At 59.8% G+C, this 14,549-nt stretch carries 14 protein-coding genes; 6 read left to right on the top strand and 8 right to left on the bottom strand.

What is annotated here, in order from left to right:
- Window positions 1-33 precede the first annotated feature (33 nt).
- A complete protein-coding gene (locus ACV8MC_RS21710; RefSeq protein WP_082228565.1) occupies window positions 34-465 on the bottom strand; it encodes a DoxX family protein in 432 nt (143 codons plus the stop codon).
- 295 nt (window positions 466-760) lie between these two features.
- Here ACV8MC_RS21710 and ACV8MC_RS21705 point away from each other — a divergent pair, with 295 nt between their 5' ends.
- Both ACV8MC_RS21705 and ACV8MC_RS21700 read left to right on the top strand, forming a co-directional pair.
- Window positions 761-1,594, top strand: a complete 834-nt coding sequence (locus tag ACV8MC_RS21705) for an oxidoreductase (RefSeq protein WP_457263421.1) — start codon at window positions 761-763, stop codon at window positions 1,592-1,594.
- A 210-nt stretch (window positions 1,595-1,804) separates the two neighbouring features.
- Window positions 1,805-2,935 (top strand): MFS transporter, encoded by a 1,131-nt coding sequence (locus ACV8MC_RS21700; protein WP_252883650.1) that lies wholly within the window; start codon window positions 1,805-1,807, stop codon window positions 2,933-2,935.
- Here ACV8MC_RS21700 and ACV8MC_RS21695 read toward each other — a convergent pair.
- Complete coding sequence (locus tag ACV8MC_RS21695) at window positions 2,929-3,837, bottom strand: LysR substrate-binding domain-containing protein (RefSeq protein WP_423661776.1); 909 nt, start codon at window positions 3,835-3,837, stop codon at window positions 2,929-2,931. The genes ACV8MC_RS21700 and ACV8MC_RS21695 overlap by 7 nt on opposite strands.
- 204 nt (window positions 3,838-4,041) lie before the next feature.
- On the opposite strand from ACV8MC_RS21695, the gene ACV8MC_RS21690 reads away from it, so the two are divergent.
- Together ACV8MC_RS21690 and ACV8MC_RS21685 are read left to right on the top strand one after the other, a co-directional pair.
- Window positions 4,042-4,611, top strand: coding sequence for an NAD(P)H-dependent oxidoreductase (locus ACV8MC_RS21690; RefSeq protein ID WP_016774391.1), 570 nt, complete (start codon window positions 4,042-4,044; stop codon window positions 4,609-4,611).
- Window positions 4,612-4,846: 235 nt separating this feature from the next.
- Window positions 4,847-5,062, top strand: a complete 216-nt coding sequence (locus ACV8MC_RS21685; RefSeq protein WP_056786820.1) for an Atu4866 domain-containing protein — start codon at window positions 4,847-4,849, stop codon at window positions 5,060-5,062.
- Window positions 5,063-5,107: 45 nt separating this feature from the next.
- On the opposite strand, the gene ACV8MC_RS21680 is transcribed toward ACV8MC_RS21685, so the two are convergent.
- The 5 genes from ACV8MC_RS21680 to ACV8MC_RS21660 all read right to left on the bottom strand — a co-directional run bounded on the left by ACV8MC_RS21680 (window position 5,108) and on the right by ACV8MC_RS21660 (window position 10,388).
- Entirely contained in the window at window positions 5,108-5,665 is a 558-nt protein-coding gene (locus ACV8MC_RS21680; protein WP_056785061.1) for a flavin reductase family protein, read from the bottom strand.
- Window positions 5,666-5,802: 137 nt separating this feature from the next.
- Window positions 5,803-6,708, bottom strand: a complete 906-nt coding sequence (locus ACV8MC_RS21675; protein ID WP_024012654.1) for a LysR family transcriptional regulator — start codon at window positions 6,706-6,708, stop codon at window positions 5,803-5,805.
- Between the two features lie 84 nt (window positions 6,709-6,792).
- Window positions 6,793-7,359: a GNAT family N-acetyltransferase gene (locus tag ACV8MC_RS21670; RefSeq protein ID WP_457263419.1), complete on the bottom strand. Its 567-nt coding sequence runs from the start codon at window positions 7,357-7,359 to the stop codon at window positions 6,793-6,795.
- An 86-nt stretch (window positions 7,360-7,445) separates the two neighbouring features.
- On the bottom strand, window positions 7,446-8,450 hold the full coding sequence (locus ACV8MC_RS21665; protein ID WP_457263417.1) for an NAD(P)-dependent oxidoreductase: 1,005 nt from the start codon (window positions 8,448-8,450) through the stop codon (window positions 7,446-7,448).
- Window positions 8,451-8,564: 114 nt separating this feature from the next.
- Entirely contained in the window at window positions 8,565-10,388 is a 1,824-nt protein-coding gene (locus ACV8MC_RS21660) for an NAD(P)/FAD-dependent oxidoreductase (RefSeq protein ID WP_056786821.1), read from the bottom strand.
- A 246-nt stretch (window positions 10,389-10,634) separates the two neighbouring features.
- Between ACV8MC_RS21660 and ACV8MC_RS21655 the strand changes: the two genes are divergently transcribed.
- Window positions 10,635-12,524 (top strand): sigma-54-dependent Fis family transcriptional regulator, encoded by a 1,890-nt coding sequence (locus tag ACV8MC_RS21655; RefSeq protein WP_056785066.1) that lies wholly within the window; start codon window positions 10,635-10,637, stop codon window positions 12,522-12,524.
- A gap of 238 nt (window positions 12,525-12,762) precedes the next feature.
- Entirely contained in the window at window positions 12,763-13,359 is a 597-nt protein-coding gene (locus ACV8MC_RS21650) for a trypsin-like peptidase domain-containing protein (RefSeq protein WP_156388168.1), read from the top strand.
- On the opposite strand, the gene ACV8MC_RS21645 is transcribed toward ACV8MC_RS21650, so the two are convergent.
- Window positions 13,360-14,547, bottom strand: a complete 1,188-nt coding sequence (locus ACV8MC_RS21645; protein WP_370593533.1) for an HlyD family type I secretion periplasmic adaptor subunit — start codon at window positions 14,545-14,547, stop codon at window positions 13,360-13,362.
- Window positions 14,548-14,549 lie beyond the last annotated feature (2 nt).

Here is a 14,549-nt window from a genome sequence, read left to right as displayed (position 1 = left end):
TCGTCGGAAGGAATGGACGTGCCGGCGATTCGATTAGTGGCGACGTGCGTCGAGGCTGAAACGCCCTGCGCCGAAAGAAACGATCTGCAAGAGCCCACCGGCCATGGCGATATTCTTGAAGAAGTGAATGAACTGATTCTGGTCCGCCAGGGCGTTATGGAAAATCAGTGCGGTCAGTACGCTGAAAATCGCCAACAGCGCTGCGGTGGTACGTGTGCGATAACCGGCGATCAACGCTACGCCGCCGAGAACCTCGACAGCAATCGCCACGCCCAACGCCAGTTCGGGAAAAGGCAACCCGACAGAGCCGATGTAGCCAATCATCATGGCCGGTGCCGCGATTTTCGACAGGCCCGAAAGAATGAAGATCGCGCTCAGAAGAATCCGCCCGATCAAGGAAACGGTGCTGTTGAGGTTGGAAGACGTTGAAGCAGTGACGCTGGAAATTGTGGCTGCGTGGGACATGACGTGGATTCCGCTGATTTCAGCGCTTCACCATGAAGCGCCGTTGTGGAGCAGATGATGTCATCGCGAGGCTTTGCGCAATAGCCGACAAGTTTCGATGATCAGGTTCGAAAAACTAGAAATGCAGCAGAAATCGAAGTGGACCTTCCACTGTGGTCAGCGACGTGTGTTGGGGAGCAGGATCAGGCAAATGTCGCGGATTAATCGGATAACAGTGGCGGGGCGGATTCGGTACGTTGGTCTCGAACGCGGTTCAGCCGAATCCTGAACCGCCGCTATCTAGAGGAGTACTGCAATGAACGAGACTAAGGTTTGGTTGGTTACAGGCTGTTCCACCGGGTTCGGTCGCCACATCGCCACGGCGCTGCTGAATGAGGGTGAGCGTGTGGTGGTCACGGCGCGCAACACACAGCAGATCGAGGATCTGGCCGCCCTCGGCGACGCTTTGATTCTGCCTCTGGACGTGACCGATCCGGCGCAGGCGATGCAGGTCGTACAGGCGGCCGAGCATCGCTTCGGGCGAGTGGACGTGCTGATCAATAACGCCGGCGTCGGCTATTTCTCATCGATAGAAGACAGCGACGATGGGGCTGTTCGGCGGATGTTCGAGGTCAACTACTTCGGCACGGCCCATATGATTCGCGCGGTACTGCCTGGCATGCGCAAGCGGCGCACCGGCATGATCGTCAACCTCACATCGGTAGGCGGTCTGGTCGGGTTCGAAGCGGTCGGCCACTACTGCGCGACGAAGTTCGCCGTTGAGGGCCTGTCGGAAAGTCTGCGCGCCGAAGTTGCGCCACTGGGTATCGGCGTGATGACCGTTCAGCCCAGCGCCTTCAGAACCCAATGGGCGGGGTCTTCGGGCGCTGCGCAAACGGTGGCCGAGGATTATCAGGCAACCGCCGGCGCTGCGATGCGCGCGTACCAGCAATCTCTTGGCAATCAAGCTGGCGACCCAGACAGGGCGGCAGCGGCGATCTACGCCGCGGTTACCTGCGCAGCGCCGCCGGCGCGCCTGCTGTTGGGCAATGAAGCCTATGAGGCAGCGCAGGCGAAGCTTGCCGCCATGGGCCGCGAGTTCAGCGCATGGGAGTCTACCGCCCGTGGCGCGGACTTCCCGACGGCCTGACAGGCGAAGCCCCCACTGATGGCATGGACGCTACAGAATCAGGCAAACACCTGAGAGGAGTGAGTTAACGGGGACGACGCGGTGCGGGAAAAACTGGGCGAGTGAGTTGACTCGCCCAATTTTGAACGGCATTTACCGAGGAGTATTTGTATGAATTCGTCGTCCCCGTCCCGACCTTTCATGTGGCTCTGCGCATTCGCAGCGGGGGCCATGATCGCTAATCTCTATTATCTGCAGCCGATCCTGTCGTTGGTAACGGGGGCATTTGGTATTCCGCTTGCCACGTCCGGCCTGCTGGTGAGTTGCGCTCAACTTGGCTACACGCTGGGCATTGTGCTGGTCGTCCCGCTCGGTGACGTCCTCGAAAGAAGAGCGCTTCTGAGCCGGATGTTTACCATCAACGCATTAGCGCTGCTTGTGGCTGCGGCCAGCCCGAATTTCTTGCTGTTCTGCGCCGCAGTGTTGATCAGTGGAGTCACGGCATCCGCTGCCATGTTGATTGTGCCGTATGTAGCGTCCATCGCAGCCGAGCATCGGCGCGGTCAAGTGATCGGCGTGGTGATGACCGGGGCCTTGCTCGCGATACCGCTGTCGTGGCTGGTCTCCGGCGGTATCGGCAACGCGGCAGGTTGGCGCTTGGTGTACGCCAGCGCCGGGTGCGCGGCGCTGATCCTGCTCATGCTGCTCAGAATCACCTTGCCAACCGAGCCCGAGCGCCGAGGCCAGCCCGTGCGTTATGAGCAGTTGATGCGCTCGTTGTGGCAACTCATCCTCGAGTACCCAGCGCTTGCTCGCCGGGCGCTTTACGGTGCGCTGGGAATGGCCAGCTTCAGCATGTTGTGGACTGGATTACCAATACTGTTGTCGCAACCGCCGTTCAATTTTTCGACTTCGAGCATCGGACTGATCGGGCTCACGGGAGTGACTGGCGCGTTGATTCCCGGTGTGGTTGGCCGGCTCTGTGATCATGGCTACCGGCACGCGCTGGCATTCGGGTTGGCCTCGTTGATGATACTGGCCTGGGCAGTGCTGAGCTTTGCGGCGACAGGGCTCTGGATAATTATCGCTGCCGCAATGGCCTTGAACGTTGGCGTAATGGGCTTGCAGATCACCCATCAATCGGTCATCTACAAACTGGCCCCCGCAGCCAACTCACGGATTACCGCGGTGTTTATCAGTATCAACTTTGTTGGCGGCGCTATTGGCTCCGCAGTTGCAAGTTTCGGTATTCGGTATGTCGGCTGGGAAGGGCTGTGCCTACTGGGCGCTGCTTTGCCCGCGGCTCTTGTGCTGGCCTATGCATTGAAGGAACGGCCCTTTGCCCGCGTTGCGGTTCAATGAACATGCAAATGGGCGGCGAGGAAATCCATCAGGGCTCTTACGCGTGCGGGCAGATGTCCGCCTTGGCCGACGTAAATCGCATGAATCTCCGTGACGCTTGCAGGCACGAATGGTTGCAGGACGCAAACCAACCTTCCGGCAGCCAGGTCATCTGCAACCTGGCAGAACCCCAGCCTGGCTAGCCCTGCGCCCAGCACCGTCAATTCACGCAAGGCGTCGCCATCGCTGACGCGCAGATTGCCTTTTACCGGGTACATACGTTGCTCGCCGCTCTCGTCGAGCAAGGCCCACTCCATGGCGGGAGGCGAAAAGGTGAAACCCAGACAGTTGTGATCGGCAAGGTCTTGAGGCACCAGCGGAGTGCCCTTGGCCGCCAGGTAGTCAGGAGATCCTACGATCAGCCCTCTGGATTGCCCGAGTCGTTTCGCCACAAGGTTGGAGTTCTTGAGCGCTCCGGTGCGTATGGCGATATCCGCACGTGCTTCGATGAGATCGACCACCTCATCGGTGAGGAAAAGTTCGACGCTGACCCCAGGATGTTGATTCATGAACAAGTTGATGATGGGAAGAAAAAGCTGGCGGCCGATACCCACATTAGAGCTGATTCTGACCACTCCCTGCGGTGCAGAACTGGCAGATGCTTCGCGTTCCGCTTCGTCAAGATCGGCCAGTATGGCAACGCTGCGTTCGTAAAAAGCCATTCCTTCTGGCGTCAGCAGTTGCTTGCGCGTGGACCTGCTCAGCAAACGTGCGCCAAGACGGCTTTCCAGGCGCGTCATGAGCTTGCTCACGGCAGAGGGGGTTATCGCGCAAGCTCTTGCGGCCGCTGAATAACCTCCGCGTTCCACCACTTTAACGAACACGCTCATCTCGGCGAAGCAATTGATATCCAGTCGTCGCATGTGAACTCACGTCATAAATCGTGTGCCTGGGCACGGGCTGTTTATCTACCATTTCGCGCGCCTAATATTTTGCCAACGCGATATGGAACGGTTGCCGACTTTGCAAGCAAAGAAGTGGCCACTTCCAACCATCGCGCTCTTGCTGTCACGTTGTTTTCTCTAACCGTAGAACATTGCCAAGTTGATAGCTGCTCGGAGGCTGAAATGACTCACACACTGCAATTAGTACTGATCCATAACAGCAACCAGTCCAACGGCGTAGACACGGCGTTGGTGCAATGGATTACCGCCGTGGTGCAAGACCGCAGCGAATTTGCGTTGAGCGTGGTAGAGCCGTTTGACCTGAGATTTATAGACGATTTTTCGGAACAACCCGGTCGTCGAGTGTGCTTGAGAGCGCTAGCGGCAGCAGATGCCTATATCGTCTTGGTGCCCGCACGTCACCTTGGTTACCAGCATGGATTGAAAGTCTTGATGGCGCGCTGGCCTGAACACCTCCAGGGACGACCTTGTTCATTTGTTGGTTATGGCACCACGACCGGCGGGGAGGATGAGGTCGACGAGCTTGGATGCGAGTTGTTGAAGCTGCAGGCCATGCCTGTTGGTGGCTATGTGAAGTTCGCTGAGATTGCCGAGCGTCTCGAACAAGGCCTCGGACTGGAGCACTTTGCGCAAGCACGGGTTTCGATGGCGCAGTTGTTGATCCAGCTGGCCTGGTGGGCACGGGCGCTGAAAGATGCGCGGGCCTTCTCTCCTTTGCAGAAGTTCGCGTAGTCCTTCGCTTAGACGTTCTGCGAGCGCCTGGAGCATTGGGCAAAACCTGCGCAGGAATTGCATAACGGCACCGCGCCGCGACTTTTTACTCTTGCTTCAAATCCTGCTGAACGGCAGGAAACTATGATCTGAAAACAGGAGTTCTAAAATGTCCGATGTCGAAATTCGCGTAACCCCTGATGCGCAAGAAAACGCCACGGCAAATCCAGCCGGCGATCAGGGCAAGTACGTTGGCATGTGGGTGACAGCCGACGGTCATATTCGCCATGAGTTGCTGCCAGGAGGGCGATATGACGAGGCTCGCGGTCGGCAAAAAAGCGCTTATCAAGGGCGCTACTGGCTGGAAGGCGACCACATCGAGTATGTGGACGATACTGGCTTTACCGCAGACGGAGAGTTTCGAGATAACGTGCTGTACCACGCGGGCATGGTGTTATATCCCGAGCGCTGACGCATAAGCCGGAATGAACATTCCGGCTTTTTTATTAGTGTCGTATTACAGATTCTGTGGGCGGAATTGATCGCGCAAATCCAGGGTTTCGCCCGCCACCATAAATTTCCCCTGCCCGCGGTAATGCAGGGTTTTGGGGTTTTTCACCGACGTAGCCACATGCGCCTTGACCACTTCCCACACGAACAGACCGTACTCGCCGATAAGATTGGAGTCGAACAGCTTGCACTCGAAATTGGCGTAGCACTCTTTGATCAACGGGGCCTTTACCCGTTCTGCGGGGGCGGCTGTGAGGTCAAATTGGGCAAACTTGTCGATGGCGCCACCGCTGCTGTTGCCGACGGCAACAACCTGGTCCACCAATTCGACGGTGGGCACGTTGATGACGCACTGCTGGCTGTTGTGGATCAGCTCGTAGCTGTGGTTTGCACTCCAGATGTAGCAGCCAAACAGGGCGGGGGAGAACTGCATCATCATGTGCCAACCCATGGTCATTATGTTGGTTTCACCTTGCCAGGCGGAGGTCACCAGGACGATGGGGCCGGTTTCCAGATGCTGGCGAACCTCGCTCAAAGGGAAGTCGGATTTTCGAAATGCGGTCATGGCGCCTCCGGGGATCAAAAGAGGATAAACAGTTGTTGTCAGTCGCTTTCGACAATTCAACTTTCCTGCTTTTTGACATGCATCTCTCCGGCAGCCTTGCTCAGGCTGTCGGATTTTTGCTCTTTTCCCTGAATTGCTTACGTCGGCAAGAGCTGTTCGCCGAACCGCTTGATCAGCCACTGCCCAGCCGGACCGGGCGGCGAGTCGGTTCGATAAATCGCATCGAAGGCATAGGTGCCGCCTTTACAGTCGGGCATATCAAGCTCGACCAGGCGTCCTTCGTCCAGGTCAGACTGAACCATGGGCACCGGCATATTCCCCCATCCGATGCCCTCTTTGAGAAGCATGTGTTTGGCGCCCAGATCCGCCAGTCGCCAAGTGCGAGTGCTCACGACGGCAAAGTCCTTGTCACCCGTAAGCGTTGAACGATCCGATAGCACCAATTGAACAAACTCTCTGGCAGCGCCAGGGGATTTGGAACACTCGGTTGCAAGCGGGTGTGCAGGCGCGGCGACCGGTATCAATTGAACACTGCCCACGCCGATGCGCTCGATGCCGTCCAGGCCAATGTCCAGCGGACCGCTGATGCCGACTCCAGCTTTCTTCTCCATCACCAGTTGGGTCACTGCCCCCAAGGCTTCCATGTGCAAGTGCAGAGTGACTGTGGGAAATTCTTCCCTGAAGGTCCTCAACGCATCGACTACTCGCTCGGCAGGGAGCATTACATCGAGCGCGAGGTGAACTTCTGCTTCAAGCCCATGCAGCAAACCGGAGACTTTTGCGCGCAGCCCATTTACGCCGTTGGTAATAGTGCGTGCTTCAGCCAGGACGGTTCGACCTGCCTCCGTCAGTTGCGGTTTGCGCGTGGTTTTGCGGTCAAACAGTGAAACCCCGAGCTGCATCTCCAGATTGGAAATGGAGTAACTCACCACCGATGTCGCGCGATGCAGTTTTCTGGCCGCAGCGGCAAAACTGCCCACTTCTACAACCGTCAGAAATACTTTCAGTTGATCAAGCGTTGGTGTTCCTGGATCGGAGATCATTTCTACTGTCTCGAACGTTTGGGGAGTACTTGTCCTGATTTTGCAGACAGCAGCATATACGCAAGATTGAGCACTTGATCGGCTCTAACAATCAATTGACCGGTTTGTTTCTTCGGCAAGCCATTCGCTGCGCGTGATCTCCCACACCTCCACCGGCATCGGCCCCGACACAAACTGGCCGTCCCGTGTTTCAGCCATCCGCATGCCTTCATCTTCGGAAATCTTGCGCGAAGCGCGGTTGGCGGCGGCCTTGGGCACCTGCATCAATGGGCGCATCAACGTATCGAACCAGTAGGCATTGATCACCTTGCAGGCCTCGCGCATGTAGCCGTTGCCCTGAAACTGAGGGGCGAGCCAGAAGCCTCGATGGTTACCCGGTTGATCAAACAGGCTGATACTGCCGATGCAGCTCTCGGGCTGAACGCGGGTGCGGATCATCCAGTGCCATTCCTTTGCGGCAGCCATCGCGGGCAGCGCGACATCGCGGACGTAAACAAGCCCGCCGTCGTCCGGATACGGCCACGGAACGCGGCTGTCGAGATAGCGCACGACCTCCCATTGCGGAAACAATTGTTGCACCGCCGCTGCATCGCTCAGTTGCAGCGGCGTGAGGATCAAGCGGCGGGTGTAAAGCGTGGGGATGCAATCCATGGCAATCAATCCTTGCGAGCAGTGGCGGGCAGCACCGGTACTCTCTCAAACGAGCAGTTCAAGTGTCGAGTGACCTGTGCGCCGTCTCACTCAAGTAGTTCGATCAACTCCCCACCGTCCTCTCTCAACCGCTGCAAAAACACCTGTGCCTCCAGCAACTGATAGGGAAAATACAGCCCCGGCCTTACCTGCGCTTGCCCATCCAGCCCAACCAGCCGCTCCAGTAACATGGCCACACTGAGCCCGGTCAACGCCGCTGCGCCTGCGCGGTGAACCACGGCGTGGCGGGTGCGCAACGCAGATCCCTTGTGATCCGTGCCTTCAAGTTCAATGAGTATTTCCGTCGACATCGGCTGACCCTGACGCCGGGTCGAGCTGACGCCGCTGGCGAGGTTGAACTCGACGTTCGGGGCGTCGGTGGCGGCGGCGAGGCCTGTCACGTCGATGGAGGAAAAGCCGGCGCCCTGCAGGGTCGTGCCGTCGACGGCGCTGAAGCTCACCTTGGCGTCGTCGCCTTCACGCCATATGAATTCGCCGTCACGGCGGGTCAGTGCGGCGGGCAGCATTTTGTTCAGGTGCTCGAAATCGACGGCCACGGTCGGGCCGCCGCCGTCCTGTTCGTCGACCAGTGCATGAATGCGGATGTCGTGCACGCGGGCGAATGCATTGGCGAGGTGCAGCGTTGCCACGGTGGTGGCACCGACCATCCATTCGTAGCCGAGGACAATGGGCGCCGCGTCGGGCGAGTGGATGAAACTGGCGATCTGCGGGGCGATTTCGAACACGCCGGAAGAGATGCTCAAGTGCGGCACCTTGCGCTTTTGCGCAAAGCGCAGCCCGGCGAGGGCGTGGTCCATGTAGAACAGGGCGATGGCGCTGACCGGGCGATCACCCAGCCCCAGATCATCTGCGCGAGCATCGATGACCACACCCTGGGCATTGCCGATTTGCTCGGCGGTTTGCTCAGCCTTGGCGAGGTCGCGTCCGCCGATCAGCAAGGGGACGTCGGGATGCGCTGCGCGCAATGCGCGGGCCGTCTGGTGGCCGATGGCGCCGGAACCGCCCATGAACAGAATGGGATGAAGTGGCATGAATCCTCCTCATTTTTCCTGGATTGAAACGTGCTTGGGCTAGACACCCTAGCACGCACTTTCCAGTTCGCCGGTGCGCTTGGTCTGCGCACCGACGAACGACCACTTGAGGAATCAGCCCAGATGATGGCGCTCTGCAAGGCGATAAACATCGGTGTCGAGGCCTTCGAAACGGGCTTTCAACTGCAACGCCAGATACAGTGAATAGTGCCGTGACTGATGCAGGTTGCCGCCGTGGAACCAGAGGTTTTGCTGCTGGGTCGGCTTCCACATGTTGCGCAGTTCACCTTCATACGGGCCGGGGTCGTTGGTGGTGCCGGAACCCAGGCCCCAGCAGCGCCCGACCTTGTCGGCGACTTGCTGGGAAATCAGCTTCGCGGCCCAGCCGTTCATCGAGCCATAACCTGTCGCATAAACGATGAGATCGGCCGGCAAGCGGCTGCCATCGGTGAGCACCACCGCATCCGCTTCGATGCGTTCGACGCCGAGGCCCGGCGCGCTCTTGAGCTTGATCGTGCCGTTGGCGATCAGTTCCGAGGCGCCGACGTCGATGTAGTAACCCGAGCCACGGCGTACGTATTTCATGAACAAACCCGATTCGTCATCGCCGAAATCGAGCATGAAACCCGCCCGGCTCAGGCGTTCATAGAAGTCCTTGTCGCGCTCCTTGATCGCGTCGAAGATCGGCCGATGAAACTGTGGCATGACCTTGTACGGAATCGAGGCGAACAGCAGGTCGGCCTTGTCCGTGGTCAGCCCCGACTCGAGCGCCTCTTCGGAATAAAGCCCGCCGAAAACCAGTTCCATCAGGCTGTCCGAACGCACGATGTGCGTGCTCGAACGTTGCACCATGGTCACCTCGGTGCCGTTTTCCACCAGATCGGCGCAGATGTCGTGGGCTGAATTGTTCGCGCCGATGACCACTGCGCGCTTGCCTTTCCACGCATCGCCGCCGGGGTGACGGCTGGAGTGATGTTGCTGGCCCTGGAAGTTTTCGGCGCCTGGATACACCGGCACATTCGGTACGCCAGACATGCCGGTGGCGAGGATCAGTTGCGTCGGTTGCAGGGTGACGGGCTCGCCGTTGCGCAGGACCTCCACGGTCCAGCGGCCAGTCTCTTCGTCAAACGTAGCCCCGAGGCACTCAGTGCGGGGCCAGTAGTTGAGTTCCATGACCTTGGTGTACATCTCCAGCCAGTCGCCGATCTGGTCTTTCGGGGTGAACACCGGCCAGTGGTCGGGGAAGGGCAGGTAGGGCATGTGGTCGTACCAGACCGGGTCGTGCAGGCACAGCGACTTGTAGCGGCCGCGCCATTGATCGCCGGGGCGTTCGGCTTTGTCGATGATCAGCGTCGGTACGCCCATGCGTTTGAGCCTTGCGCCGAGGCCGAGCCCGCCCTGACCGCCGCCGACGATCAGGCAGTACGGTTGCGTGGTGATGCCCAGCGCCGCTTCTTCATCGCGGCGGCGCTCCAGCCAGTTGCGCTTGTCAGCGTGGGCATGGCCGTGGCTCGCGCCCATCGGCCGGCGGCGGCCGCTGGGTTCTTCGAAGCCTTTGAGTTCGCGCATGGTGGTCAGCAGCGTCCAGCACAAACCTTCTTTCAGGCGCACATAGCCTTTGCCGCGCGCCGAGTCGGTTTCCAGGCTCATCCAGCCTTCAAGCACGCCATCGCTAAGCGTGGCTTCACCTTCGAGTTGCCAGCGTTCGGGCCGGGTCTGCTCAAGGCGTGTTTCGAGCATGTCGCGAATCGCCGGTTTGCCTTCCAGGGTGACGAGGTTCCAACTGAACAGCAGCAAGTCACGCCAGTGGCATTCTTCGGCAAACAGCTCCAGCGTGCCGTCCACATCTCGTTGCGCCAGACGTCCGCCGAGGCGTTCGACCCAAGCGGCGAGTTGCGCTGTTGGCGATTGCAAAGGGGTTTCAATAGCGATGTTCATGGGGCCACTCCCGATCTTGTTGTTTTGGTAAGCCATGGCATCAGAGCAAGGCTTGGGCCATCTCCTTGAAAGACGCGGGCCAGAGCGTTTGATGCAAAGGCCGACAAGGCTTGGCACAGGCGACATGTCACAAATTCGAGAATCGCGGATGACACTGTGTCACTCGGCGCGAAATTCCCCCGCAACGAGCTTTTCATCTAAGCTGCGGACACACCCGTGTCTTCACCGAAGCGGAGAACAACAACAATGAAACCGGCCTCGATCAACGCCCACGCGCGCCAGGTACTGCAAGCCGTGCAGGGCTCTGTTGCCAGCCACAGCGCGGCGGCAGACCTGGCGATCACCCGTTCGTGGCGGCGTTGCCTGGATCAATACCAGCTCGATCCGGCCAGCCGCCGCGCGCCGGATGTGCTCGAACAGGCGCGTTTGCGCGAACACCGTGCGCCGCTGGAACACATCATTTCCGTTGCGCACTGGCAGATGAACAGCCTGCACCAGCAACTGGGACGTGACGGCCATGTCGTGCTGCTCACCGATGCGCGCGGCGTGGCGATCGACAGCGTGTTCAACGAAGCCGAACGCGGCGAGTTCCAGCGCTCCGGGCTGTGGCTCGGCTCGGTCTGGAGCGAGGAGCACGAGGGCACCAACGGCGTCGGCACCTGCCTGGTCGAGCGCCAGCACGTGACCATTCGCCGCGACGAGCATTTCCGTGGCCAGCACGTCGGCCTGACCTGTTCGGCCAGCCCGATATTCGACGCCAGCGGTGAGTTGCTCGCGGTGCTCAACCTGTCCTCCGTGCGCGAGGAAAGCAGCCTTGAGCAACGCTTCAAGGCCATGGCCCTGACCAATCTGTCGGCCAGGTTGATCGAGAGCTGTTTTTTCCTTGGCCACGATCCGCAGCGCTATTTGCTGCGGTTTCATCCCGACGCCGGGTTTGTCGGGCTGCTGGGTGAAGGCCTGCTCAGCTTCGATGAGAGTGCGCGGATCTGTTCGGTGAATGCGGCGGCGCTCGATCTGTTGGGCCTGAGCCGCGAGCAGATGGTCGGGCAGTCGTTGACGATGCTGCTGGAAACGCCGATGGAGCAGTTGCTCGAGCAGGCCAGTGCTCAGGCGCACGTCTGCTGGCCGATGCGCCTGGCCGACGGGCGCTTGTTCTACGGCCAGTTGCGCGAACCGATCCGCTCCGCGCCGTTGACCCTTGCGCCTGTCCCGCCAATCAAGGATGAGCGCGTGTGCCTGGAAGACCCGCGCCTGCAACGCGGATTCGCTCGCGCGTTGCGTGTACTGGAGCGTGACGTGCCGGTGTTTCTGCAGGGTGAAACCGGCACCGGCAAGGAGGCCTTTGCGGCAGCGCTGCATCGCGCCAGCTCGCGCGCCGGCCAGCCGTTTGTTGCGATCAACTGCGCGGCGATCCCCGAGACGCTGATTGAAAGCGAGCTGTTCGGCTATCGCGGCGGCAGCTTCACCGGCGCGCGCAAGGACGGCATGGTCGGCAAGCTTGAGCAGGCCCATGGCGGCATTCTGTTTCTCGACGAAATCGGCGACATGCCCCTCGCGCTACAGACCCGTCTGCTGCGCGTGCTCGAAGAGCGCCAGGTTGTGCCGCTGGGCAGCGCAACGCCGCGACCGCTTGATGTACGCCTGATCAGCGCCAGTCACCAGAATCTGCCAGCCTGCGTGGCCGACGGACGCCTGCGCGAGGACCTGTTCTATCGCATTGGCGGTTTCGCCGTGGAACTGCCGCCGCTGCGCGAGCGTTCCGACAAGGGCCGTCTGCTCGACCTCCTGCTGCGCGAAGAAGCGGCGGGCGCCACTGTGCGGCTGCAATCGGGAGTTCGAGAGCGCTTGCTGGCGCAGCCCTGGCCGGGCAACGTCCGGCAACTGCGCACCTGTTTGCGTACGTTGGTGGCGTTGGCAGTGGAAGGCCGGGTCACGCTGGAGGACGTGCATGAGTTACTGCCCGCAAGTGACGACCAACCTGTTGACGATCCACTGGGCGTATCCGAACGGCAAACTCTGCTGAGCTTGATTGAAGCTGAACACTGGCATATCGCGCGAGTTGCCCGTCGTCTGGGGATTAGCCGCAATACCCTGTACCGCAAGCTTCGTCAGCATGGGATCACTCGACCTGGTTGAAGACAATCGCGATCATTTGCGTTCATTCGCTGTTGATTGCGTGCATTGCCGGGAAATTGCTTGGATCCAATCATTAACTCACTATATCGCACGCCGACAAGCGGTAGGCTGAGCCTATTGCTAAAAGTGATGGCGCAATGACATATTGCAGCACCTTTCCTCACCTCAAGATGTACCGAAAATGCGCCCCCTCAAGTCACTTGTTGCAGCGTCGTTGCTGCTCAGCGGGTGCAATGGAATGCCAGTCGCTTTTGTTCAGGATCCTGTTTTAGACCAAGCCTTTGTCGTCCACTCCGGCGCGCCTTTGCCTTACCTGCTGATGGGTTCGGCTGTGCAATGGAACGAAGACTTCGCCGTGACGGTGAAGCACATTCCTTACTTGTCGGGCACGGTTTTCCAAGGGCAGGCAGACGTGCAGTTCTTCCGCCACAAGGCCAATAGCGTGCCGGCGTGGCGCGGCTACAAGCCGGGCGAGGAGCTGACTTCGGTGGGGTTCAATTCGCTGTACATGTCGGTCAAGGGCACCGGCCAGGCGCTGCCGGCCATGGTTCGCCTCGACGTCAAAGAGGGCAACGTGCTCTACGGCACCCATAATGGCGCGCTGGCCAAAGGCATGTCCGGAGGGCCGGTGTTTTCCGCCGATGGCAAAGTGGTTGGCATCAACGTGGCGTTTCTCACCCGCGATGATGTCAGCCGCCTCAAGCGCAAGGACTTGCTCGATCAACCGCGCGTAAGCATCTTTTTGCCGTACGCGGAGATCAATCGCGAGTGGTCGCGCTATCAGGCCAGCATCACCCCCATAGCGCCACCAGCGACCAAACTGGCCAGCCGCTGATCAGCGTTCGCGCAACGCTTCGCGGGCGCGGTTGAGTGGTTTGATCAGGTAGTCGAGCACGGTTTTTTCGCCGGTACGGATGTCCACCGTGGCGATCATCCCGGGCACGATGGCGAAGCGTTTGCCGGCCTTGTTGCGCAGTTCATCCGAAGCGGTACGGATGAACACGCGGTAATAGAAGATTTCCGGCTTGGCTTCGTCCTGGATGGTGTCCGGCGAGATCGTCACCACTTCGCCGTCGAGGCTGCCGTAGATCGAATAGTCATAGGCGGTGATTTTCACTTTCGCCGCCTGGCCCGGGTGAATGAAGGCGATGTCGCGCGGCGAGATACGCGTCTCGATCAGCAGTTGTTCATCCAGCGGTACGATCTGCATGACCTGGCCGTTGGGCGCAATGACGCCGCCAATCGTGCTGACCTCAATGTCCTTGACGATGCCGCGCACCGGCGAGCGCAGGGTCAGGCGCGACAGTGAATCGGTGCGCCCACGGATCACCGCTTCGAGCATTTGCGCCTCGGCGTTGGCTTTGGCCAGGTCTTCGCGGGCGCGGACCATGTAATCGGAGCGGGCTTCGGTGGCTTTCAATTCCAGCTCCGAACGCTGACGGGTCAGGCGCAGCACTTCGACCCGACTCGAGGCGCCGATCTTCGCCAGATTCTCGGTGATTGCCAGTTCGCTACGTACCAGTTTCAGCGAGCTCTGAATGCCGTCGAGGGTTTCCGCCAGACCTTTGCGCCGGGTCTGGTAGAGCTCGGTTTCGGCGCGGATCAGATCAGGAAACTCTTGCAGCGATGCGTCGAAGGTCAGGGGCTTTTCGCTGACCTCGGCCTGCAAGCGGTTGACGCTGGCCAGCGCCGCGCGGTACTTGGCCGCGCTTTCGCCGACGTTGGACTGGTTCTTCACCGGGTCCAGTTGCGCGAGGATCTGCCCGCGCTCGACCAACGCGCCTTCGCTGACATTGAGCTGCTCAAGAATGCCGCCCTCCATCGACTGAATCACCTGTTCGCGCGAGCTCGGCACCACTTTGCCGGTGCCGGTCGAGACTTCGACGATCTCGAACCAAGCCGCCCAGGCAATGAAGCAGGCGAGCATCAGCGCGCAACCCCAGATCACCTTTGCGCCACCGGCAAGTGCGCGCTCATCGCGGCCATCGAGGTAGGACATCGGATCTGGCACGTCGGTCATCATCG

The sequence above is a fragment of the Pseudomonas sp. PK-RTE-24 genome (assembly GCF_054052265.1).
This window is presented reverse-complemented; position numbering and strand designations above follow the sequence as displayed.

What these genes read in the sequence shown, in the direction of transcription:
- ACV8MC_RS21710 (WP_082228565.1), bottom strand. Translation starts at nt 465, where the DNA reads ATGTCCCACGCAGCCACAATTTCCAGCGTCACTGCTTCAACGTCTTCC.
- ACV8MC_RS21705 (WP_457263421.1), top strand. Translation starts at nt 761, where the DNA reads ATGAACGAGACTAAGGTTTGGTTGGTTACAGGCTGTTCCACCGGGTTC.
- ACV8MC_RS21700 (WP_252883650.1), top strand. Translation starts at nt 1,805, where the DNA reads ATGATCGCTAATCTCTATTATCTGCAGCCGATCCTGTCGTTGGTAACG.
- ACV8MC_RS21695 (WP_423661776.1), bottom strand. Translation starts at nt 3,837, where the DNA reads ATGCGACGACTGGATATCAATTGCTTCGCCGAGATGAGCGTGTTCGTT.
- ACV8MC_RS21690 (WP_016774391.1), top strand. Translation starts at nt 4,042, where the DNA reads ATGACTCACACACTGCAATTAGTACTGATCCATAACAGCAACCAGTCC.
- ACV8MC_RS21685 (WP_056786820.1), top strand. Translation starts at nt 4,847, where the DNA reads ATGTGGGTGACAGCCGACGGTCATATTCGCCATGAGTTGCTGCCAGGA.
- ACV8MC_RS21680 (WP_056785061.1), bottom strand. Translation starts at nt 5,665, where the DNA reads ATGACCGCATTTCGAAAATCCGACTTCCCTTTGAGCGAGGTTCGCCAG.
- ACV8MC_RS21675 (WP_024012654.1), bottom strand. Translation starts at nt 6,708, where the DNA reads ATGATCTCCGATCCAGGAACACCAACGCTTGATCAACTGAAAGTATTT.
- ACV8MC_RS21670 (WP_457263419.1), bottom strand. Translation starts at nt 7,359, where the DNA reads ATGGATTGCATCCCCACGCTTTACACCCGCCGCTTGATCCTCACGCCG.
- ACV8MC_RS21665 (WP_457263417.1), bottom strand. Translation starts at nt 8,450, where the DNA reads ATGCCACTTCATCCCATTCTGTTCATGGGCGGTTCCGGCGCCATCGGC.
- ACV8MC_RS21660 (WP_056786821.1), bottom strand. Translation starts at nt 10,388, where the DNA reads ATGAACATCGCTATTGAAACCCCTTTGCAATCGCCAACAGCGCAACTC.
- ACV8MC_RS21655 (WP_056785066.1), top strand. Translation starts at nt 10,635, where the DNA reads ATGAAACCGGCCTCGATCAACGCCCACGCGCGCCAGGTACTGCAAGCC.
- ACV8MC_RS21650 (WP_156388168.1), top strand. Translation starts at nt 12,763, where the DNA reads ATGCCAGTCGCTTTTGTTCAGGATCCTGTTTTAGACCAAGCCTTTGTC.
- ACV8MC_RS21645 (WP_370593533.1), bottom strand. Translation starts at nt 14,547, where the DNA reads ATGATGACCGACGTGCCAGATCCGATGTCCTACCTCGATGGCCGCGAT.